Source organism: Pseudoclavibacter helvolus (assembly GCF_014191305.1).
GTDB lineage: Bacteria > Actinomycetota > Actinomycetes > Actinomycetales > Microbacteriaceae > Pseudoclavibacter > Pseudoclavibacter helvolus.
In genome coordinates, this window is record NZ_JACHWJ010000005.1 from 266418 (window position 1) to 288208 (window position 21791).

Annotated in this window: 15 protein-coding genes, 2 tRNA genes, 3 rRNA genes and 1 pseudogene; 7 read left to right on the top strand and 14 right to left on the bottom strand. The window is 62.9% G+C overall.

The window, feature by feature from the left end:
- Window positions 1-58: 58 nt before the first annotated feature.
- The 5 genes and pseudogenes from FHX72_RS16015 (at window position 59) to FHX72_RS16030 (ending at window position 2779) form a co-directional block, all read left to right on the top strand.
- Complete coding sequence (locus tag FHX72_RS16015; RefSeq protein ID WP_068476907.1) at window positions 59-682, top strand: superoxide dismutase; 624 nt, start codon at window positions 59-61, stop codon at window positions 680-682.
- Window positions 683-972: 290 nt separating this feature from the next.
- A pseudogene (locus tag FHX72_RS19815) lies at window positions 973-1029 on the top strand (hypothetical protein); the annotation flags it as partial.
- A gap of 15 nt (window positions 1030-1044) precedes the next feature.
- The gene (locus FHX72_RS19820; RefSeq protein ID WP_338110162.1) at window positions 1045-1224 is read left to right on the top strand and encodes an SHOCT domain-containing protein; all 180 of its coding nucleotides are present in this window, start codon (window positions 1045-1047) and stop codon (window positions 1222-1224) included.
- Between the two features lie 93 nt (window positions 1225-1317).
- On the top strand, window positions 1318-2109 hold the full coding sequence (locus tag FHX72_RS16025) for an EI24 domain-containing protein (RefSeq protein ID WP_183626419.1): 792 nt from the start codon (window positions 1318-1320) through the stop codon (window positions 2107-2109).
- Window positions 2110-2356: 247 nt separating this feature from the next.
- On the top strand, window positions 2357-2779 hold the full coding sequence (locus tag FHX72_RS16030) for a PTS transporter subunit EIIB (protein WP_183626421.1): 423 nt from the start codon (window positions 2357-2359) through the stop codon (window positions 2777-2779).
- A gap of 193 nt (window positions 2780-2972) precedes the next feature.
- On the opposite strand, the gene FHX72_RS16035 is transcribed toward FHX72_RS16030, so the two are convergent.
- From FHX72_RS16035 to FHX72_RS16060, 6 genes are all read right to left on the bottom strand, one after another.
- Window positions 2973-3119: a CAT RNA binding domain-containing protein gene (locus FHX72_RS16035; RefSeq protein WP_183626423.1), complete on the bottom strand. Its 147-nt coding sequence runs from the start codon at window positions 3117-3119 to the stop codon at window positions 2973-2975.
- Between the two features lie 129 nt (window positions 3120-3248).
- Window positions 3249-3365, bottom strand: a 5S ribosomal RNA gene (gene rrf / locus FHX72_RS16040).
- 133 nt (window positions 3366-3498) lie between these two features.
- Window positions 3499-6612 (bottom strand): 23S ribosomal RNA (locus FHX72_RS16045).
- A 444-nt stretch (window positions 6613-7056) separates the two neighbouring features.
- Window positions 7057-8576: ribosomal RNA gene (locus FHX72_RS16050) — 16S ribosomal RNA — on the bottom strand.
- The 16S, 23S and 5S rRNA genes sit together here, the layout of an rRNA operon.
- Before the next feature lie 538 nt (window positions 8577-9114).
- Window positions 9115-9981, bottom strand: a complete 867-nt coding sequence (locus FHX72_RS16055) for a Cof-type HAD-IIB family hydrolase (RefSeq protein WP_068477923.1) — start codon at window positions 9979-9981, stop codon at window positions 9115-9117.
- A 223-nt stretch (window positions 9982-10204) separates the two neighbouring features.
- Window positions 10205-10297, bottom strand: a tRNA-Ser gene (locus tag FHX72_RS16060).
- Between the two features lie 108 nt (window positions 10298-10405).
- Between FHX72_RS16060 and FHX72_RS16065 the strand changes: the two genes are divergently transcribed.
- Window positions 10406-11200, top strand: a complete 795-nt coding sequence (locus FHX72_RS16065) for a DUF1345 domain-containing protein (protein ID WP_183626425.1) — start codon at window positions 10406-10408, stop codon at window positions 11198-11200.
- A 16-nt stretch (window positions 11201-11216) separates the two neighbouring features.
- Here FHX72_RS16065 and FHX72_RS16070 read toward each other — a convergent pair whose 3' ends face one another.
- From FHX72_RS16070 to serS, 6 genes are all read right to left on the bottom strand, one after another.
- A complete protein-coding gene (locus FHX72_RS16070; protein ID WP_183626427.1) occupies window positions 11217-12503 on the bottom strand; it encodes an LCP family glycopolymer transferase in 1287 nt (428 codons plus the stop codon).
- A gap of 106 nt (window positions 12504-12609) precedes the next feature.
- Window positions 12610-13959, bottom strand: a complete 1350-nt coding sequence (locus FHX72_RS16075; protein WP_068477919.1) for an LCP family protein — start codon at window positions 13957-13959, stop codon at window positions 12610-12612.
- A 29-nt stretch (window positions 13960-13988) separates the two neighbouring features.
- Window positions 13989-14076 (bottom strand) — tRNA-Ser (locus tag FHX72_RS16080).
- Window positions 14077-14194: 118 nt separating this feature from the next.
- Window positions 14195-15634: an LssY C-terminal domain-containing protein gene (locus tag FHX72_RS16085; RefSeq protein ID WP_183626429.1), complete on the bottom strand. Its 1440-nt coding sequence runs from the start codon at window positions 15632-15634 to the stop codon at window positions 14195-14197.
- Between the two features lie 8 nt (window positions 15635-15642).
- Window positions 15643-16479, bottom strand: coding sequence for an HAD family hydrolase (locus FHX72_RS16090; protein ID WP_235812632.1), 837 nt, complete (start codon window positions 16477-16479; stop codon window positions 15643-15645).
- Window positions 16476-17741 carry a serine--tRNA ligase gene (serS, locus tag FHX72_RS16095; protein WP_068477918.1) on the bottom strand — a complete coding sequence of 422 codons (1266 nt, stop codon included), beginning with the start codon at window positions 17739-17741 and terminating at the stop codon, window positions 16476-16478. The genes FHX72_RS16090 and serS overlap by 4 nt, the downstream gene beginning before the upstream one ends.
- Before the next feature lie 84 nt (window positions 17742-17825).
- Between serS and FHX72_RS16100 the strand changes: the two genes are divergently transcribed.
- Window positions 17826-19016 (top strand): diacylglycerol/lipid kinase family protein, encoded by a 1191-nt coding sequence (locus FHX72_RS16100; RefSeq protein WP_183626431.1) that lies wholly within the window; start codon window positions 17826-17828, stop codon window positions 19014-19016.
- 56 nt (window positions 19017-19072) lie between these two features.
- Here the strand turns inward: FHX72_RS16100 and FHX72_RS16105 are convergent, their stop codons facing one another.
- Entirely contained in the window at window positions 19073-20107 is a 1035-nt protein-coding gene (locus FHX72_RS16105; protein WP_183626433.1) for an NADH:ubiquinone oxidoreductase subunit 4 (chain M), read from the bottom strand.
- A gap of 122 nt (window positions 20108-20229) precedes the next feature.
- Entirely contained in the window at window positions 20230-21576 is a 1347-nt protein-coding gene (locus FHX72_RS16110; protein ID WP_183626435.1) for a hypothetical protein, read from the bottom strand.
- Window positions 21577-21791: the final 215 nt, after the last annotated feature.

Consider the following 21791-nt stretch of genomic DNA (forward strand, 5'->3'; position numbering starts at 1 on the left):
GTTCGCCTCAGACCACCCAGAACCAATCCACGAAATACGACAGAAAGAGGGCCAGACAATGACCGCTTACACCCTTCCCGACCTCGCCTACGACTACTCAGCACTCGCTCCGAGCATCAGCGGCGAGATCATGGAACTGCACCACTCGAAGCACCACGCCACGTACGTGAAGGGCGCGAACACCGCGCTCGAGCAGCTCGCGGAAGCCCGCGAGAGCGGCAACCTCGCGAACGTCAACAAGCTCGAGAAGGACCTGGCCTTCAACCTCGGCGGCCACGTCAACCACTCGATCTTCTGGACGAACCTCTCGCCGAACGGCGGCGGCCAGGCAACCGGCTCGCTCGCCACGGCGATCGACGAGCAGTTCGGCTCGTTCGACAAGTTCGTTGCACAGTTCACGGCCGTCGCGCTCGGCGTTCAGGGCTCCGGCTGGGCAGTGCTCGCCTACGACGTGCTGGGCGAGCAGCTCGCGATCTTCCAGCTCTTCGACCAGCAGGGCAACGTGCCGTTCGGCCTCGTCCCGCTGCTCATGCTCGACGTCTGGGAGCACGCGTACTACCTCGACTACCGCAACGTGCGCGCCGACTACATCAAGGCGTTCTGGAACATCGCCGACTGGAACAACGTGCAGCAGCGCTTCGACGCCGCCACCACGAAGACCAACGGCCTCATCACGCTCTAGGCTCCGCCTCCTCAGCGACGAAAATCGGGATGCGTGCCTTTTAGGCGCGCATCCCGATTGCATTCCCCGGGTCGTTTCCTGAAGTCGCCGTAAGCCCTATTCTGATCGCAGAGGCGCCGCCCAATCCCCCCTGCGCGCTCGGTAGAAAAGGCGTTTCCAATGGACTACTGGTCTGGAACATCATCTGGTACGGCTTCACGTTCTTCGTGTTCATCGCCTACATCATGGTGATCTTCTCGATCTTCAGCGACATCTTCCGCGACCACAAGCTCAAGGGCTGACACAAAGCCCTCTGGGTCATTTTCATCCTTGTGTTCCAGGTAGTCGGCCCACTCGTGTACCTGATCGTGCGCGGTGCCGGCATGGGCCAGCGCCAGGCGCAGGCGATCAAGGCCGCGCAGGAAGCGCAGGAGAACTACATCCGCGACGTTGCGCAGGTCTCCCCTGCCGACGAGATCGCGAAGGCGAAGGCGCTGCTCGACTCCGGCGCCATCACGCAGAGCGAGTACGAGGCGCTCAAGGCGAAGCACATCAACGCCTAGGCCCCGTCAGACGACGCGCTCGACTTCTGAGGCGCGGCGGAGCGGTGGATGCATGCATCCACTTCCCCGCCGCGCCTCAGTAGTCTCGGTGGCATGATCGGGCAGTTCTTCGCAGGCGTCGGCGCGCTCTTCCAGGGCTTCGGGTACTGGAAGAAGAAGCCGCACCTCATGCTGCTCGGACTCATTCCGGCGCTCATCGTGTTCCTGCTCGTCGGCGCCGCTCTCGTGACGCTGCTGTTCTTCGTCGACGACATCGTCGCGTGGGCGACACCGTGGGCCGCCGAGTGGGATGAGGTGTGGCGCAACACCCTCCGGATAGCCTTCATGACCCTCATCGTCGCGGGTGGGGTCTTCCTCTCGGTCACGACGTTCACCGCCATCACACTCGCCGTCGGTGATCCTTTCTACGAGCGCATCTGGCTGAGCGTCGAGCGGGACCTCGGCGACGAGAACCCGGGAGAGGGGCTCGGCTTCTTCGCCGCCGTCAAGGGCAGCCTGTGGCTCGTCGGCATGGGAATCCTGGCCGCCATCACCGTGGCCGTCATCGGCGTGATCCCGCTCGTCGGCTCGGTCACCGGCGCGATCGTCGGCGTCGCCCTCAACGGCACCGTGCTCTCGCGGGAGCTCACGGGCAGGGCACTGGATGCGCGCCGCCTGCTCGGCGACCAGCGAGCGTCCGTCATCCGCGGCAATCGCGCGCAGCTGCTCGGCTTCGGGGTGGCGACGCAACTCTGCTTCATGGTCCCGGGCGGCGCCGTCTTCACGATGCCGGCCGCGGTTGCCGGATCGACAGTACTCGCGAGACGCCTCCTCGACGAGCGCGGACTCACGGGAGTCGGTGGCCGCGAGGGCTCGCCGGAGCTCGGCGGGCCCACACCGGCCTAGGAATCGCCCGGACTGGACATCCGTGCTTGCCGAATCCGCGATGTTGCGGTTAGAGTTCGAGGCGACTGCGGGCCTGTTACTCAGCGAGGCAAGAACCCACGTCACAGCTCCCGGGTGGAGCTGACGCAACGCACTGCGAGCATTGCTGCTCCGCAGGGCGTCGACCTCGCTATCTGTTAGTGCACCGTCATGTCGTCAGGCTCTCTGCTCGGGAACGTCCCCATCCCAAGCATCAATGGAGCATGCCATGGCTGAAGCAGTCCGCAACTATCCCAGGCTCGCAGGCGAGATCGTTGATCTCGTCGGCGGCGAGAAGAACATCCAGTCGGCCTCGCACTGCGCGACCCGACTCCGACTCGTCCTGAACGACACCCCCGCGGGTGCCAAGGACAAGGTGGCGGCGCTGCCCGGCGTCATCACGGTCGTCGAGGCCGGCGGCCAGTTCCAGGTCGTCATCGGCTCGCACGTCGGCGAGGTGCACGAGGCGCTCATGTCGAACGCCAACATCTCGAACAACGTGCCGGCATCGACGGCCCACAAGCCGTCCATCCTGAACCGCGTCATCGCGACCATGTCGGCCGTGTTCGCGCCGTTCGTGTACATCCTCGCCGCGGCGGGCCTGCTGCAGGGCTCGCGCGTCTCCACCGAGGGCACACGCACGTCGAGCTGATGGCCAGCGGGAGCTGTTTGCCGAGGTCTCGCCCCAGCATCCGCTCGGCCTCATCGACGGCGCTCATGACGGCCTCTACGACCGCGTACGGCACAGCACTGAGCAGCTGGAGCGCCTGGTCTCCCTCCGTGCCAGTAGCGAGCACAAACGTCTTCTCGACGCGCGAGGGGTCGATGAGGTCGCCCGGCTTCAACTAGAAGCCGAGACCGCGCCCCATCAGCACGCGCTCCTGTCCCGCCCCGTCGATCTGGATCACAACGTTGTTGTTGATGACCTTCGAGATACCGGGGGCAGCGGAGTTGGCTGCGTTCGAGGAGCTCCTCCTACGAGATTCGCCCATAGCGGGCATCATATTGCTCCTGGCTCGGAAGAATCGTGTGGAGGGGTTGTTTTCGGGCACAAAAAAGCCGGGGTTGGTGGTCGAGGAGCATCTCTGCTCACTCAACAACCAACCCCGGCTCATGAAGAAGTCCGGCGGTGACCTACTCTCCCACAGGGTCCCCCCTGCAGTACCATCGGCGCTGAGAGTCTTAGCTTCCGGGTTCGGAATGTAACCGGGCGTTTCCCTCTCGCTATGACCGCCGAAACACTATGGATAACCAATCATGTTCCGAACCACACACCCCGAAACCCGAAGGCTCAGAACATGTGGTCGATTCTCGATCGTCTATCGAGAACCACAAAGTGGACGCGAACAGCAACAACATTCATGTGCATGTTTTATCAAATCATCAGCTTATTAGTACCGGTCAGCTCCACACATTTCTGTGCTTCCACATCCGGCCTATCAACCCAGTCGTCTACTGGGAGCTTCTCCCCCGAAGGGATGGAAATCTCATCTTGAAGCCGGCTTCCCGCTTAGATGCTTTCAGCGGTTATCCGTTCCGAACGTAGCCAATCAGCGGTGCTCCTGGCGGAACAACTGACACACCAGAGGTTCGTCCATCTCGGTCCTCTCGTACTAAAGATAGATCTTCTCAAATTTCCTACGCGCGCAGCGGATAGAGACCGAACTGTCTCACGACGTTCTGAACCCAGCTCGCGTGCCGCTTTAATGGGCGAACAGCCCAACCCTTGGGACCTACTCCAGCCCCAGGATGCGACGAGCCGACATCGAGGTGCCAAACCATGCCGTCGATATGGACTCTTGGGCAAGATCAGCCTGTTATCCCCGAGGTACCTTTTATCCGTTGAGCGACAGCGCTTCCACAAGCCACTGCCGGATCACTAGTCCCGACTTTCGTCCCTGCTCGACTTGTCAGTCTCACAGTCAAGCTCCCTTGTGCACTTACACTCGCCACCTGATTGCCAACCAGGTTGAGGGAACCTTTGGGCGCCTCCGTTACTCTTTAGGAGGCAACCGCCCCAGTTAAACTACCCACCAGGCACTGTCCCTGAACCGGATTACGGTTCGAAGTTAGATATCCAGAATGACCAGAGTGGTATTTCAACAACGACTCCACGAACACTAGCGTGCCCGCTTCACAGTCTCCCACCTATCCTACACAAGCCACACCGAACACCAATACCAAGCTGTAGTAAAGGTCACGGGGTCTTTTCGTCCTGCTGCGCGTAACGAGCATCTTTACTCGTAATGCAATTTCGCCGAGTTCGCGGTTGAGACAGCTGGGAAGTCGTTACGCCATTCGTGCAGGTCGGAACTTACCCGACAAGGAATTTCGCTACCTTAGGATGGTTATAGTTACCACCGCCGTTTACTGGGGCTTAAATTCAGAGCTTCGCCGAAGCTAACACTTCCTCTTAACCTTCCAGCACCGGGCAGGCGTCAGTCCGTATACATCGTCTTGCGACTTCGCACGGACCTGTGTTTTTGATAAACAGTCGCTTCCCACTGGTCTCTGCGGCCATCAATGCGCTTTCAGGAGTAAATCCCTATACGCCTCAGGCCCCCCTTCTCCCGAAGTTACGGGGGCATTTTGCCGAGTTCCTTAACCACGATTCTCTCGATCTCCTTGGTATTCTCTACCTGATCACCTGTGTCGGTTTGGGGTACGGGCGACTAAAACCTCGCGTCGATGCTTTTCTTGGCAGCAGAGGATCACCGACTACCTCACATACGTGAGTTCCGCGTCAGATCTCAGGCTTCACGAGTGACGGATTTGCCTATCACTCACCCTACATCCTTGCCCGGATTCAACCAATCACCCGGTTCGGCTACCTTTCTGCGTCACACCTGTTAATACGCTAACCGCACCAGAACGGGGTCGAGCGCTAGGCTTCCCACCCACCCGAAGGCAGACGAAAAGATTCGGACTCTTAGCACTACTGGATTAGCTTGGGCGGTTTTTCGCCGGCCACGGGAATATCAACCCGTTGTCCATCGACTACGCCTGTCGGCCTCGCCTTAGGTCCCGGCTTACCCAGGGAAGATTAGCTTGACCCTGGAACCCTTGATCATTCGGAGGACGGGTTTCTCACCCGTCTTTCGCTACTCATGCCTGCATTCTCACTCGTGTAGCGTCCACGGCTGGTTTCCACCGCCGCTTCACTCGCCACACGACGCTCTCCTACCCATCCACACGACTGGACCACGAAGGCCTGTCTATAAATATGAATGCCACAACTTCGGTGGCGTGCTTGAGCCCCGTTACATTGTCGGCGCGGAATCACTTGACCAGTGAGCTATTACGCACTCTTTCAAGGGTGGCTGCTTCTAAGCCAACCTCCTGGTTGTCTGTGCAACTCCACATCCTTTTCCACTTAGCACGCGCTTTGGGACCTTAGTTGGTGGTCTGGGTTGTTTCCCTCTCGACTATGAAGCTTATCCCCCACAGTCTCACTGCTGCGCTCTCACTTACCGGCATTCGGAGTTTGGCTGACGTCAGTAAGCTTTTGGGCCCCATCGGCCATCCAGTAGCTCTACCTCCGGTAAGAAACACGCAACGCTGCACCTAAATGCATTTCGGAGAGAACCAGCTATCACGAAGTTTGATTGGCCTTTCACCCCTAACCACAGCTCATCCCCCCAGTTTTCAACCTAGGTGGGTTCGGTCCTCCACGAAGTCTTACCTTCGCTTCAACCTGGCCATGGATAGATCACTTCGCTTCGGGTCTAGGACATGCGACTGAATCGCCCTATTCAGACTCGCTTTCGCTACGGCTGCCCCACACGGGTTAACCTCGCCACATATCACTAACTCGCAGGCTCATTCTTCAAAAGGCACGCCGTCACAGCTACAAGGCTGCTCCGACGGATTGTAAGCAAACGGTTTCAGGTACTATTTCACTCCCCTCCCGGGGTACTTTTCACCTTTCCCTCACGGTACTTGTCCGCTATCGGTCATCTGGGAGTATTTAGGCTTATCAGGTGGTCCTGACAGATTCACACGGGATTTCTCGGGCCCCGTGCTACTTGGGATACTCTTCAACGTCAATACACGCATTTCGACTACGGGACTCGCACCCCCTCTGGTCAGCCATTCAAAGCTGTTCGTCTATACGCTATTGTCACGCCCACTGCCTGGTAGAGCAGCATGAAAAGTCCCACAACCCCGACCGTGCAACCCCTACCAGGTATCACACACGACCGGTTTAGCCTGATCCGCGTTCGCTCGCCACTACTAACGGAATCACTGTTGTTTTCTCTTCCTGTGGGTACTGAGATGTTTCACTTCCCCACGTTCCCTCTACCCGCCCTATATATTCAGGCGGGAGTCACCAGGTCACCACAAGGGGCCTAGCGGGGTTTCCCCATTCGGAAATCCTCGGATCAAAGTTCGATTATCAACTCCCCGAGGCTTATCGCAGATTTCTACGTCCTTCTTCGGCTCCAGATGCCAAGGCATCCACCGTTTGCTCTTAAAGATTTGATTTACACATGAGTAGCCAATCATTTCATTCTCAGAAACTCTTGACTAAAATTGCTGAACACCACAAACCCAACCATCCGAAGACGATCAACATTTGCGGCATTCAAGATGCTCGCGTCCACTGTGTAGTTCTCAACATACGATCGGTACCAACCCCACTCGACACACAGCCGAGCAACGAAGGCCCAAGAGTCCGATCCACCACCACTCAACTCCCCAAAAAGGAAGCCGCGAAGCAGCAGGCCCGGTCCCTCAGGACCCAACAGCGTGCACACCAGAACCCAACCCAACACCAGCCGTTCCAACCCCCGAAGAGGCGTACTAAACCAGCATCACGCTGAGCACTGCATAGTCAAATGTTCCACCCATGAGCGCCACCGGCCGACATTTGCGACCGAAATGACTTCAGCTCCACACGACAAAGCGTGCGTGCTAAGTGCTCCTTAGAAAGGAGGTGATCCAGCCGCACCTTCCGGTACGGCTACCTTGTTACGACTTAGTCCTAATTACCGATCCCACCTTCGACGGCTCCCTCCAAAAGGTTAGGCCACCGGCTTCGGGTGTTACCGACTTTCATGACTTGACGGGCGGTGTGTACAAGGCCCGGGAACGTATTCACCGCAGCGTTGCTGATCTGCGATTACTAGCGACTCCGACTTCATGGGGTCGAGTTGCAGACCCCAATCCGAACTGAGACTGGCTTTTTGGGATTCGCTCCACCTCGCGGTATTGCAGCCCATTGTACCAGCCATTGTAGCATGCGTGAAGCCCAAGACATAAGGGGCATGATGATTTGACGTCATCCCCACCTTCCTCCGAGTTGACCCCGGCAGTCTCATATGAGTTCCCACCATTACGTGCTGGCAACATACGACGAGGGTTGCGCTCGTTGCGGGACTTAACCCAACATCTCACGACACGAGCTGACGACAACCATGCACCACCTGTATACCGACCTTGCGGGGCGAACATTTCTGAACGTTTCCGGTATATGTCAAGCCTTGGTAAGGTTCTTCGCGTTGCATCGAATTAATCCGCATGCTCCGCCGCTTGTGCGGGCCCCCGTCAATTCCTTTGAGTTTTAGCCTTGCGGCCGTACTCCCCAGGCGGGGCGCTTAATGCGTTAGCTACGACACGGAAACCGTGGAATGGTCCCCACATCTAGCGCCCAACGTTTACGGCATGGACTACCAGGGTATCTAATCCTGTTCGCTCCCCATGCTTTCGCTCCTCAGCGTCAGTAATGGCCCAGAGATCTGCCTTCGCCATCGGTGTTCCTCCTGATATCTGCGCATTCCACCGCTACACCAGGAATTCCAATCTCCCCTACCACACTCTAGTCTGCCCGTACCCACTGCAGACCCGAGGTTGAGCCTCGGGATTTCACAGCAGACGCGACAAACCGCCTACGAGCTCTTTACGCCCAATAATTCCGGACAACGCTTGCACCCTACGTATTACCGCGGCTGCTGGCACGTAGTTAGCCGGTGCTTTTTCTGCAGGTACCGTCACTTTCGCTTCTTCCCTACTAAAAGAGGTTTACAACCCGAAGGCCGTCATCCCTCACGCGGCGTTGCTGCATCAGGCTTTCGCCCATTGTGCAATATTCCCCACTGCTGCCTCCCGTAGGAGTCTGGGCCGTGTCTCAGTCCCAGTGTGGCCGGTCACCCTCTCAGGCCGGCTACCCGTCGTCGCCTTGGTGAGCCATTACCTCACCAACAAGCTGATAGGCCGTGAGCCGATCCATAACCAAAAAATCTTTCCAAACACAGACCATGCGATCATGTTAGATATCCAGTATTAGCCACCGTTTCCGGAGGTTATCCCAGAGTTATGGGCACGTTGCTCACGTGTTACTCACCCGTTCGCCACTAATCCACCCAGCAAGCTGGGCTTCATCGTTCGACTTGCATGTGTTAAGCACGCCGCCAGCGTTCGTCCTGAGCCAGGATCAAACTCTCCGTAAATGAATAACAACCAAACAAGCCCAAAGACTCGCCGGTAAACATCACGCCACCACACAAAGTGCAATGACAAGTTTGAAACTGACAAAAAACAAAACAACACCAAACCCGAAAGTTCAGTACTGACTTGTATTGTCCAAATATGTTTCCAAAAGGAATCCTTACCCCTCAAAAAGAGAGGCTACCCCTCCAAAAGAAGAGGCACGGGATCAAATTGGCATTTGACATAGTGCACGCTGTTGAGTTCTCAAGAATCGGACGCTTCTCGTTTCCGGCCTATTCGACCTTCTCCCGAGAGCAACCTCTCTAACTTAGATCAGGATTGGAACCTTGTCAACTTGAGCTGTGCGAGATTCGCAATTGCTACTGGACGTTCCTGGTCCTGATGTTCAGTTTCGTGTACCTCTTCCCGGCCGGTTTCCCTGCCGCTCGGAAGCAACCTGTGTAACTTACCCTCGTTCCGTTCCGAGGGTCAAGCCAGGTCGAAACCCGGGCGTGTCGCAACTGGGTACAGCGCCCGGAACGACGCAGAGCACGGGCCTCAGCTCGTGGTGAGCGAGCCCACCGACACGAGGCCGTGACGCGCAAACGCGTTGAAGATGCCATCCTCGAGCACGCTTGTCGTGACCTCATCTGCGAGCTTCTGGAGTTCGGGATCGGCGTTCCCCATCGCCACTCCGACTCCGCACACTTGGAACATCTCGATGTCGTTCCAGCTGTCGCCGATGCCGATCGCATCTGCGGGGACCATTCCGAGGTGCGCGAGCACCTTCTCGATCGCGGCACCCTTCGTCGTTCCGCGCAGCCCAATCTCTCCGTCCGAACCACCAGGTAGCGGCATGCTTCCGCGCACGATGTGGAATCGTTCGCCGAACACCGCCCGCGCGCGATCGACAGCACCAGCTTCTTCAGTGAAGAACACCGCTTTCGCAATCTCGTCCAGCGGCGCCTCTTCGATCGGCTCGGCCGAGAATCCAGCTTGCGGGGAAGTCTGAGGTTCCACCCGGTCGACCTGAGCCGTCGCGAGGTGCCGCTTGATGGCGGCCTGAGTGCTCGCCGGTGCGTAGACGCGCCTGTTGCTCTGGAGCATGTAGTGGAGTCCGTGCTCCTCGAAGTGGGCGACAAGCGCATCCAACTCCGCACGCGGCATCGTCTCACCGTGGACAGGAACGTCGCCAGCTACGGCAAACGCTCCCCCGTTTGTCACCGCCCCGTCGAATCCGATCTCAAGCACGGCTTCAGGGATGTGGCCGGCGGCACGACCCGTGCAGAGATACACGAGGTGGCCTGCGCCGCGAGCCTCTCGGACCGCGCGCACCGTGGATGGCGCGATCCTGCGCCCGTGGTCGAGAATCGTCCCGTCGACATCGAGGAAAGCGATCTTGGGGGTGGACGATCGTTCTGGCATGCGACCTCTCGATGGTTCTGCGGAGCGGGGGCGGGTCTCCACAACCCTATGCCGAGCTCGAGCAGCTCCCAAGGTCGCCCCGAGCCGAGCACGCGCTCCGGATGCACGAAACCTCCGGATGCACGAAACCCCGGCCACGAGCGAGGCTCGAACCGGGGCTTCATGTGGATCGAATGATCTTGGCTGACCCGAAGGCCAGCTGGCTGACCCCGAAGGGCCATCTTGGCGGAGACGAGGGGATTTGAACCCCTGGTCCCCTCAAAGGGGACTCCACCTTAGCAGGGTGGTGCACTCGGCCGGACTATGCGACGTCTCCAAGACTCACCCATCGTAGCGGGTCGCGAGCCAAGTTCCGAACCGAGCGTGCAAAATCGCTGGAGACGCCCGTTTCGGCGCCGCGCACGCCCCACCAGGCGCCGCCCCTGTGACTTCAGGACGAAAGATCCACCACGTGCAACACACCTCGAGCCTCGGCTCTCGGACCAGAACCATCTCGACACTGAGGCAGCTCTCCAGCATCGTCATCGAGATCCTCATCGTGGTGCTGGCCGCTTCGTTCATCGGCAACTTCGTGGCGGGCGGAGAGAACTTCCTCTTCCTGCTCCCCGCCTGGGCCCTCCTGAGCACGGTCTACATCGTGGGTGGCTGCATCACGCTGTTCCTCGCCTCGCGTCGGGATATTCGACAGCCGGCAGCTCGCCTGCCACGCGGGCTTGCCGCCGTATCTCGAGCGCTTTCCTGGGTGATGCCGATCTGCGCTGCCCTCGTCGGCATCTTCGCCGCGGTGCTGCTCGTTCTGAGCCGCGGTTTTGATGTCCACGACCTGCTCTCCGACGTCGAGACCCCTGGCGGCGTCGACGAAGAGACCCTAAAGATGGTGTTCACGCAGCTCCTCATCGTGCTGCCAGGCGTGGCGATCGTCATCTCCTGGTTCATGCTGCAGATCGCCTACGCGAACATCTATCGCCATGTCGACGAGGCACACTCCGACGAGCAAGGGCTCGATTTCCCTCGCGCATCCAACGAAAACCGCGCGCCCACCCTGCTCGACTACCTGTACTTCTCGTTCACTGTCGGCTCGTCGTTCGCGGCCTCGGACGTGACAGTGCAGTCGCAGCGGATGCGATGGCTGGTGCTCGTCCACAACGTGCTCAGCTACTTCTACAACGCGGGCGTCGTCGCCATCGCGATCACGACGCTCACAAGCCTCAAGGTGTAGGCCAGGGTTCGACCAGCTACCCGAACAGGGCCGTCGGGTTCGAGCACGACTCCTGGTCCGCGGCCTGACCAGCGAACGTCGGTGCGGGTGTCGCAACCGGAGCAGCCGGGTCGACCGGTGCATCCGTCGCCGCGTCCTCGCCAGCTCCATCACTGGTTCCGTCCTCGGCAGCCGCGCCGTCCTCGCCCGTCGGCGCCCCGGCCACGTTAAGCGGTTGGTCGGCCGCAAGCAGGTTCCACATGTCGGTCGCCTCGGGCTCGAGCGGCATGACCCGCGAGCCGTCGTAGTCAGCCGTCGGGAGCTGCACAAACGCGATCTTCGACAGGTCGACCTGGTTGAGCGCCGACGCCATGCCCATGAGCGTGGGAATCTCGGCGAGCGACTTGGTCATCGTCATGTTGCGCGTCGCGGCCTGCCCCAGACCGTACAGCTTCGTCGGATCAGTGAGCGTGCCAGCGCTCTTCACCTCGCGGATGAGGGATGACAGGAACACCTGCTGGTTCGCAATGCGCTGCAGGTCGCTACCACCGACGCCGTGGCGGGTGCGGAGGAACTTCAGCGCATCCTCGCCCTGCAGCGAGTAGTTGCCCGGCTGCAGATAGAGCCCGACGTAGTCGTCGCTGATCTCGTTCGCGACGCACACGTCCACGCCGCCGACGGCGTTCGACATCTCGATGACGCCAAGGAACTTCACCATCGCCGCGTACGGAATGTCGAGCCCGCTCATCGCCTCGACGGTCTCCACGACGCAGCCCATGCCGCCCTCACCGAGGATGCTGTTCATCGGCACCTCGAAGCGCTCCTCCATCTGCACACCCTGGTCGTTGGTGCAGGCGGGCTGATCGACCATGGTGTCGCGCGGGATGCTGACGACGGATGCATGCGTACGGTCAGCCGACACGTGCAGCAGCATGTTGACGTCGTTGAGCACTCCCGAGGCGTCTTCGTCACCCTCGCCGAACGCAGCGCCCTGGCCGGTGCGATCATCGCTGCCGACGAGCAGGACGTTGAAGCCGCCCTCGATCTCGTCGAACGCGACGGGAGGATTGTCCCCGCCCGGATCGGGAAGCAGGTCGAGGTTGCCGAGGAGCCCGGCAAGCGCGATGCCACCGACCGAGAGCACGCTGACGAGCACCACCGAGAGTGCAACCAGCACCCCCTTGCCGAGAGATCCAGCAGCCGTGGTGACTGGCAGCCGACCGTGCTGGGCGACCCCGCCGCGTGCATCCGGATGAAGGATGCCGTCGTCACCGGCTCGGTCGAAGCGCTTCTCGCTGCTTCCCCGTCGTCGAGAAGTCGTCACAGGTGCGGGCCTCCCCCGGAGCGTACGTCGAGTTCGTCAGCATAGGCCGCGCGAACGTGGATCACCTGATCATGACCAGGAAGCGTGCGGCGCCAGTGCCTTGCGCCTAGAACAGCGAAGTACTCGCGTTCGAGCAAGACTCCTCGTCGGCGCGCTGGCCGGCGAGCGTGGGCTGAGGCACGGCCGTCGTCGGCACAGTCTCGACCGGGAGCCCGGTCGAGGGGTCGACGGGGATTCCGGTTGCGGGGTCGATCGGGAAGCCCGTGGTTGGGTCGATCTGCCAACCCGTGGCCGGGTCGATGTTGACCGTTGCGTTCGGGTCTGCCGGTGTCTCCGTCGGCTCGGGAGCGCCCGCAACCTCCAGCGACTGGTCGGTGCGCAGCAGCTCCCACATGGCCGTTGCGTCCGGCTCAAGCGGCTGCACGCGGGCCGAGTCGTAGGCGGCGGTTGGCAGCTGCACGAACGTGATCTTGTCGAGCGGCACCTGCGAGAGAGCCATCGCCATGCTGACCAGGGTGTTCGGGTCGGTGAGCGAGCTCGACATGGTCATGTTCTGCGTCGCCGCGACGCCAAGGCCGTAGAGCTTGACGGGGTTCGTGAGGGTGCCCGCGCTCTTCACCTCGCGGATGAGCGACGACAGGAACACCTGCTGGTTCGCGATGCGGGTCAGGTCGCTGCCGTCGCCGACGCCGTGGCGGGTGCGGAGGAACTTCAGCGCATCCTCGCCCTGCAGCGAGTAGTTGCCCGGTTGCAGATAGAGCCCGACGTAGTCGTCACTGATCTCGTTCGCGACGCACACGTCCACGCCGCCGACGGCGTTCGACATCTCGATCACGCCGCGGAACTTGACCATCGCCGCGTACGGGATCTCAATGCCGCTCATCGCCTCGACCGTCGACACGACGCAGTTCATACCGCCCTCGCCGAGGATGCTGTTCATGGGGACCTCGAAGGCCTCATCCATGGCGACGCCCTGGTCGTTGGTGCAGGCCGGCTGGTTCACGATCGTGTCGCGCGGGATGCTGACGACGGATGCGCTCGAGCGGTCCTCCGCGATGTGCAACAGCATGTTGACGTCGTTGAGCACGCCGTCAGCGTCCGCCTCGCCCTCGCCGAACTCAGCGCCCTGGCCCGTGCGGTCGTCGCTGCCGACGAGCAGCACGTTGATGCCGCCCTCGATCTCGGCGAAGCTCGCGGGCTCTTCAGAACCTGACGGGTCGGCGATATCAAAGGTCGTGACCTTCGCCTGCAGGTTGATCCAGGCGAGCGCGCCCACGAACATGACGCTGACAAGCGCGACGCACAGGGCGATCGTTCCCGTTTTCACGACGGAGTTCGTCGGCGTCGTGACGTGCAGCTTGCCGTGGCGCGCCGACGTGACCTTCGGAGCTTCGTCCTTGACGCCCTGGCCCGGGACGAAGCCGCGACGTGCGCGGGAAGGTCCGGAGTGCGTCACAGGCGGTGTTCCTCACGTCAGGGGTTTGGTGGCGGAGGGCGTGGGATTCGAACCCACGAGACATTGCTGCCCACTGGTTTTCAAGACCAGCTCCATCGGCCGCTCGGACAGCCCTCCAGACTCGCTCACAACGATTCAGTATCGTTTTCGAGCTTGTCGCGTGTCCATGGTAACCGAAAGTGAAATGTCTGGTTACCGGGGCACACATTGTGGCCTCACGGCCGTCGCCACGACCTCACGAACGCTGCCGCGAGTGCTGACGAGCCGGCTTCCCTGACAGAGCCAGCAAGGACAGGATATCCAGAGCCGTGAACGCGAGGGTAGTGCTGAACCTGATTTCCTCGTCGCCGGCCCACCAGCCCCCGAACTGCAAGCCGATGGAGAGGGTCGCGTAGAGCAGCAGCGTGATGCGCGCCCAATTCACTCCGCGCAGCACGAGCACCCCGAGCAGGAAGGACGTCAGCACGACGATGGCACCGACGACCATGGTCGCGATCCACACCGGCTGCGCGAGGGACGCAGCGTCCGGGTCCTTGACCTCGAACTCCTTGAGCACGTCCTGCATCCCGTCCGGCCCGGCCAGCGCCAGGATGCCGAAGAAAAGCACGGCGAGCAGTCCGCGCCCGAAGACGACGAACGCCCCGAAGGTCGTCGCGATCGGCCGCCCGTGCCTGCGAACCTCCTCGCCGACCGAGACCTCGACCGGATTCGAGGTGCTCATGGTCTCAAAGGCGGCGCGCTTCTCCGCTGCACGCTGGCGAGAACTCAGCTCGGCGCGGCTCGCACCTCCCCCTGCCGCCGCGGTCGCGAGCACCGCGGGAACGGCGGAGGGAACGCTCACAGAAGTACCCGCAGTACTCGGCAACTGCAGCACAGGAAGGTTGCCGTCGGTGCGGATCGAGTCGCCACCACCGTTGCGCGAGTGATAGCCGGTCGAGAAGTCCTTGAGCACCGAGACCGACGCCGTCGGGGTGCCCTCGAGCACCGTCGCGACGATGTGGTCACGCTCGATATCGGTATCCGCGTCGATCTTGTGCGTCACCTGCAGCGTGAAGAGCGAGAAGCCGACGGCACGGTCGAACGTGCCGGCCGCGAGCCAGTCGACCCTCGTACCTCCGGGCAGAAGCCAGTCTTCTGGGCACTTCCAGAAGCGCACGTGGTGCCGCTTCGCGGGGTTGCCCTCGACCTCCTGCTGGTACGCGAAGTCCTGCTGGCGACCAAACAGAAACAGCGGACTCACCGGCGCTTCGTGGTAGCTCCTGCGCGTGATCGTCGAGTTGATGATCCCGAGGCTCGTGCGCAGCGAGATGTCGTCTGCCCTGGTCCAGCCCGCCGCGCGCATCGCTTCGTGCAGCTCGTCCTCGTGTCCGAGCAGCCCGAGGTTGATGGGATCGCCGAGCAGCCCATCGCTGGTGCGTGCCCTGCCGATGAAATAGTCGGGCACGTACACGGTGGTGAGGATGCGGTGGATGCGCGGCAGCACCAGGTAGGCGAGCAGCCCCCAGAAGAAGACGAGCAGCAGGATGCCCCACCAGCCCACCTGCAGCGAATCGTCGGCGACGAGCACGGCAAGCCAGATGGCCGCGAGGCCCGCAAACACGAAGAAGAAGCCGTCGAGCGCCTGCCCGAGCGCGGCAATCGGTCGCCGCCGCCGCCTTGGCACGTCGACGGTCATGCCGCGGCCTAGCTGAGCCTGCTCAGCGCGACGCCGAGACCGTCGTGCGCGAAGTCGGGTGCAAGCACCGTGCCTGCGTCGATGACCTCCTGGGGAGCGTCACCCATTGCGATGGCCGTGCCGCCGTTCGAGGCCCACTGCAGCATCTCGATGTCGTTGCGACCGTCGCCGGCGACAACAACCCGCTCAATAGGGATGCCGAGCTCACGGCGAACACGCTCGAGCGCCGTGCCCTTGTTGACGCCGTCCGGGGCGATGTCGAGCCAGGCCGTCCAGCCGACCGAGTAGCTGACCTCGTGCAGGCCGAGGCGCTCGATGACGGCCGTAAACTCCTCGATCGAGTGGTCCGGCGAGATGACAACAAGACGCGTCGCCTCGGCGTTCAGCAGCTGGTCGAATGGCACCTCCTGGCCTCGCGCCTCGAAGCTGCCGTCAGGGAAGTGACCGCTGTACTTGAACACACCCTGCGAATCCTCGACCGCGAACATGGCGTTCTCGAGCGCGCCGCGGAGGCTCACCAGCACCTCGGTGGGGTCGAAGGTCTCGATCCAGCGCGTCGCGTAGCCGCCATGCGCGACCGCATCGCGCTCCAGCGTCATCGCACCGTTCGCCGAGACGTGGAACTGCGAGTCGAGGCCGAGGCGCTCCGCGATGGGCTGCGTATCCGCCCAGCTTCGGCCCGTCGCGAGCATGACCTCGTGGCCCGCGGCCCGCAAGCGACGAACCTGCTCGACCGTCGCATCCGGAATCGTGCCGTCGATGCCGAGGATCGTGCCGTCGATGTCGAGCGCGACGAGCATCCGCCCGCCCGCGACAACGGCCTCGGTCGCGTGCTCCGCGCTCACGCGACTGGCTCCATGACCTCGAGGCCGCCGAGGTAGGGGCGAAGCGGCTCGGGGATGAGCACAGAGCCGTCTGCGCGCTGGTGCGTCTCCAGCAGAGCCACGAGCCAGCGAGTTGTCGCCAGTGTGCCGTTGAGGGTCGCGACCGGCGCCGTCTTGCCCGACTCGGTGCGGTGACGCGTCGACAGGCGACGAGCCTGGTAGGTCGTGCAGTTGGAGGTCGAGGTGAGCTCGCGGTAGGCGTCCTGCGTCGGAACCCACGCTTCAACGTCGAACTTGCGAGCGGCCGACGAACCGAGATCGCCGGCGGCGGTATCGATGACGCGGTAGCTCAGGCCGAGCGACTGCAGCACCTCCTCCTGCCAGCCGAGGAGGCGGTTGTGCTCTGCCTCCGCGTCCTCCGGCTTCGCGTAGACGAACATCTCCAGCTTGTTGAACTGGTGCACGCGGATGATGCCGCGGGTGTCCTTGCCGTGCGAACCCGCCTCGCGGCGATAGCAGGTCGACCAGCCGGCGTAGCGCAGCGGCGCAGCCTCGAGGTCGAGGATCTCGTCGGAGTGATAGCCCGCGAGCGCCACCTCGCTCGTGCCGGTCAGGTACAGGTCGTCGTCCTGGAGGTGGTAGACCTCATCGGCGTGCTCGCCGAGGAAGCCCGTGCCGCGCATGATCTCGGGCTTCACGAGCGTCGGCGTCGTGAGCATGACAAAGCCGTTGCGGATCGCGACGTCGAGGGCGTACGTCATGAGGGCCAGCTCGAGGCGCGCCCCGATGCCGCGGAGGAAGTAGAAGCGCGCGCCGGAGACTTTCGCCCCGCGCTGCATGTCGATCGCGCCGAGCAGCTCGCCGAGCTCGAGGTGGTCGCGCGGCTCGAAGTCGAACGCCGGCCGCTCCCCGACCGTCTTGAGCACCTCGAAGTTCTCCTCGCCGCCGGCGGGAACCCCGTCGATCACCAGGTTCTGGATGCGCCCGATCGCCACGTCGGCAGCGGCACTCGCCTCGTTCGCAGCCTGGCTTGCAGCCTTCACGGTTGCCGCGAGTTCCTTGACCGACGCGAGGATCGCCGGCTTCTCTTCCTTGCTGGCTTTCGCGACCAGCTTCGAAGCGGCGTTCTGCTCGGCGCGCAGCCGCTCGAACTCGGAGATCGCCGCCCTGCGAGCAGCATCCGCCTCGAGGGCCGCGTCGACCGTCGCCGGGTCGTTGCCGCGCGAGATCTGCGAGCGCTTGAGAAGGTCGGGCTGGTCACGGAGAAGCTGGGCGTCGATCACGGGCCAAGCCTAGCTGGCGAGGGTGTCTCGGGCACGAGCCGAGCTCGCCGCAGACGCACACCGGGACTGATCTAGGCTCAGCCCATGCCGCATACCGCCCCTCAGGGCTCAGACAAGCTCGCCGCCATCGTCGTCAACCCAGTGAAGGTCGACACGAAAGCGCTGCGCGCAGCCGTCGCCGAGAGCGCCGAGCGGTACGAATGGCCAGAGGCGCTCTGGTTCGAGACGACCGTCGACGACCCAGGGGCAGGGCAGACCAAGGAAGCCATCGCGGCAGGCGCGACAATGGTCATCGCAGCCGGAGGAGACGGCACGGTTCGCCTCGTCGCCGAGACTCTCGCGGGCAGCGACGTCGCGCTCGGAGTCGTCCCAGGTGGCACAGGCAACCTCCTCGCCCGCAACATCGGAATCGAAGTCGCCGGAGGCGTGACCGACACGGTCTCGGAGATGATGCAGAACGCATCCACGCTCCTGCCGGGCGCTAAGCCCTCCAACCTCCCCATGACCACGCTCGCTCGCGCCGTCGAAGTCGCCTTCGGTGGGGTGGATGCGCGCATCGACCTCGGCTGGGCCGCCGTCGAGCGCGAGGACAAGACCCGCGAGCGCATGGCCTTCACCGTCATGGGCGGGGTCGGGGTCGACGCTGGCATGATCGTGAACACCTCAGAAGACCTCAAGAAGAAGGTCGGCTGGGTCGCCTACCTTGGCGGCATCGCCAGGTCCGTCGCCAACGGACCGAACTTCCACCTGCGGCTGCGCGTCGACGGGAAGGCGCACGCACGCTCGCTGCGAGCCGCCACCGTCATCGTCGGCAACTGCGGGCTCATGCCGGGGGGCCTCCACCTGCTCCCGGACGCGGAGATCGACGATGGCAGGCTCGACCTCGCCATCATGCGCCCGAACGGCTTCATCGGCTGGCTGCAGATCTACGGACGCATCGTCGTGCAGTCCGGGATCATGCGCCGCACGGACGTCGGCAGGCGCATCCTGCTGCAGGGCCGCAAGCGCGTGCGCGCGCTGACCTACGCGCAGGTCGAGGAAGTCACCTTCCGCCTCGACTCTGGGCCAGAGGAGTTCGAGGTCGACGGCGACGCCGCGGGACAGATCACCGCGGCCCGCATCTGGATCGAGCCCGCAAGCCTCACGGTGCGCACGCCGAAGCCGATCCTCGAGAATGAGGGCCTCCGGACGCTCGCACGCCGGCTCGGACTCGCCCCGAACGAGAGCACGCCGACGCCGCTCGACGAGAAGACTCACGAGAAGGCGAACGTCTAGCTCACACCGTGAACTCGTCCAGCGCCTGGCTCTCGAGGAGAGCCGCGAGCGCTGGGCTAGGGGCTGCTTGGGCCGGGCCCGGACCCCTCTTCTACGCTCTGCTCGCACTCAGCAACCTCGTGGTGCGCGCGCCTGCGTGTCCACACGACAAACGCGATGAGCAGGGCGACGATGAGCGCAGACAGCACGGCGATCGTGATGATCGCCATACGGGGGACGGATTGCTCGACCGTCTGCTGAGCATCCCCGCCGTCCTCAGGCGTCTGCGTCGAGTCCGTGGTCAGAGGCGCCACCGTGGCGCCCTCCTCCCAGCCGAGTGCCGCGCGGATGCGGTCGCGCCGCTCGACCTCCGCCGGACGGTCCCAGAAGAAGTCGAGCTTCTCCGCGACCGCTGAGTCGGAGGTCGGACGGTCCTCGACCACAAAGACCATGTACGTCTCTGCGAAGTCTTCGACGACGTTCGTCGCCGCGTAGTCGTCGACAAACGCCTCCTCGTGCTGCGAGTAGAAGGCCTCCGCCACGTCAACGTCGGCGTTGTCCGCGTCTGGTGCGGCGCTCCCGTACGGCGCCCAGAACTGCTCGTGGAACGAGACGAGCATCGACCCGGCGAGCGCGCATCCCTCGGCGAGCACGAGGGTGGTGCAACTTGGCGCATCAAGCGCCACCTCATCGACGTTGAGCGACAGCAGATGCGCGTATTCGTGCACCATCGTCTGCTCGAGTTCGAGGCCAGCCTCGCGCGCCGCGTTCACCTCGAGCGTCCAGAATGCTGGGTCGTCCGCGGATTGCCCCACCGAAGCGTGTGTGTCGCTCTCCGGGTCGTCGAACACCGTGTAGCTCGTCAGAAGTTCGGATGCGACTTCCGGCGTAGCGATCTTCACGAAGGTGTCCCAGGCGGCGGCGTCCTCTGCCGTCGGGGCGGGCGTGAGCTCGGCGCCGTCGCCGACCGAGTAGCTTCGCGAGTCGTCCGCCTCGACCGCTTGGGCCTGCGCCAGCTCCCATGGGACGAGCGGCGCGACGAGGGCGGCCACGAAGAAGAGGCCCGCGGAACGCGCGTGCGCGTGGGGACGGTGGCGAGTGGCAGACGTCACGACTGTCGGTTCTCCAGACATGGCTGAGCACGTTCCGTGCACAGAAGAGCGGCCCACCCCTGTTCGGGGTAGGCCGCTCAGTCTCTCAGACCGGGGTATGCCGGACCTGAGCCTGCGTGTGCTTAGGCGTCCTGCTTGCGCTTCTTCTGCGCCAGGAGGAGCACGGTGCCGGCGAGCAGCACCGAACCTGCGATGCCGAACGCGAGCGTCGCGTCGAACTCTCCACCCGTGGTCGCGAGCGTGTCGTCACCAACAGCGACCGCGGTCTCGGTCGGCGTGGCCGACGTCGACGCGGAAGGCGTGACCGTGATGGTCGTGCCCGGCGTCGCGGTGGCGGTCGCTGTGGGCTCCGCCGTTGCCGTCGGCTCGGTCGTCGCGGTCGCGGTCGGCTCGGTCGTCGCCGTAGCCGTCGGCTCGGTCGTCGCCGTAGCCGTCGGCTCGGTCGTCGCCGTGGCCGTTGGCTCAGGCGTCGCGGTTGCAGTCGGCGTTGCCGTGGCGGTTGGCGTTGCGGTCGGCGTCACCGTGGTGCCGGGCGTTGGCGTGGGTGCCACGTCGAACCCGAGGGCGATGCGGATGTTCTTCCGCAGCTCGAGCTGCTCCGCGTCGGTCCAGAGGAACTCGAACTTGTCGGCGAGAACCGTGTCGCCAGTCGGCTGCACGTCCGTGACGACAAACGCCGCCCAAGTCTCTGCGTAGTCCTCGACGATGTTCATCGCCGCGTAGTTGCTCACGTAGTCAGACTCGTGGGTCGCGTACCAGGCGTTGGCGACGTTCCAGTCGTAGTTGTCCTGAGGGGGTGCTGCTGCACCGTAGGACTCCCAGAAGTTTTCGTAGAAGCCGAGGATCTGCGAGTCAGGCTGCGGGCAGCCTTCCCAGAGCTCGAGCTTCACGCACGAGGCGTACGTGAGGTCGACCTCTTCCGTGTTGAGCGAAAGCACGTGAGCGAACTCGTGGATGAGGGTCTCCGTGAGGATCGCCTCATCGCCCGCGTAGGCCAGGTTAACCTTGAGCTGCCACTTCGAAGCGTCGTCTGGATCCTGGTTGACCGAAGCTGCCGTGTTGCTGCTCGGGTTGTTGTAGGTCTCGTACGTCGACATGTGCTCGCTGATGAACGCAGGCGTCGCGATCTTGACGTAGATCTCCCAGATGGCGGCCTCTTCGGCCGTGACTCCGGGCGGGAGCACTGCTCCCGGCTGGATGACGTAGTCGCGCACCGGCAGTATGGAGCGCGAGAGGTGCGAGCGCGTGTCGTCGCCGTGGCGGGACGGAGCCGCAACGGGCTCGGTGCGCGAACCCGTGAGGTCTTCGCTCGGAGTGTCTGCGAGTGCAGGTGCGGAGCCGAATCCGGCGGAGATCGCGACGAGACCGCCGACGATGCCGATGGATGCGAGCGTCTTGCGGACGCCCCCGCGGGCGGACTTCGAGCGCGAGCCCGTCTCCGACTCAAGCTGTTCGAGCTGCTTCTTCAAGCGTGGGCCCCTTCGTTGGTTACAGATCGTCTCGGTACTGCGAGGCGCTGCTTCGCGAGGGGCAGCCGAACAAACGGCCGGGCATCCTCGCACCGCGACGCCGAGGCGGATTCCCGCCACCCACCAGAATTGCGCTTCAGAAGCCGGGGGCCTGCTAGCACGGGCAGGTGGGAATCAGCATAGTGCTTGTCCAAGGTAACAGAAACGTGACCTTT

What these genes read in the sequence shown, in the direction of transcription:
- FHX72_RS16035 (WP_183626423.1), bottom strand. Translation starts at nt 3,119, where the DNA reads ATGGGCGAATCTCGTAGGAGGAGCTCCTCGAACGCAGCCAACTCCGCT.
- FHX72_RS16030 (WP_183626421.1), top strand. Translation starts at nt 2,357, where the DNA reads ATGGCTGAAGCAGTCCGCAACTATCCCAGGCTCGCAGGCGAGATCGTT.
- FHX72_RS16055 (WP_068477923.1), bottom strand. Translation starts at nt 9,981, where the DNA reads ATGCCAGAACGATCGTCCACCCCCAAGATCGCTTTCCTCGATGTCGAC.
- FHX72_RS16100 (WP_183626431.1), top strand. Translation starts at nt 17,826, where the DNA reads ATGCCGCATACCGCCCCTCAGGGCTCAGACAAGCTCGCCGCCATCGTC.
- FHX72_RS16085 (WP_183626429.1), bottom strand. Translation starts at nt 15,634, where the DNA reads ATGACCGTCGACGTGCCAAGGCGGCGGCGGCGACCGATTGCCGCGCTC.
- FHX72_RS16015 (WP_068476907.1), top strand. Translation starts at nt 59, where the DNA reads ATGACCGCTTACACCCTTCCCGACCTCGCCTACGACTACTCAGCACTC.
- FHX72_RS16025 (WP_183626419.1), top strand. Translation starts at nt 1,318, where the DNA reads ATGATCGGGCAGTTCTTCGCAGGCGTCGGCGCGCTCTTCCAGGGCTTC.
- FHX72_RS19820 (WP_338110162.1), top strand. Translation starts at nt 1,045, where the DNA reads ATGGGCCAGCGCCAGGCGCAGGCGATCAAGGCCGCGCAGGAAGCGCAG.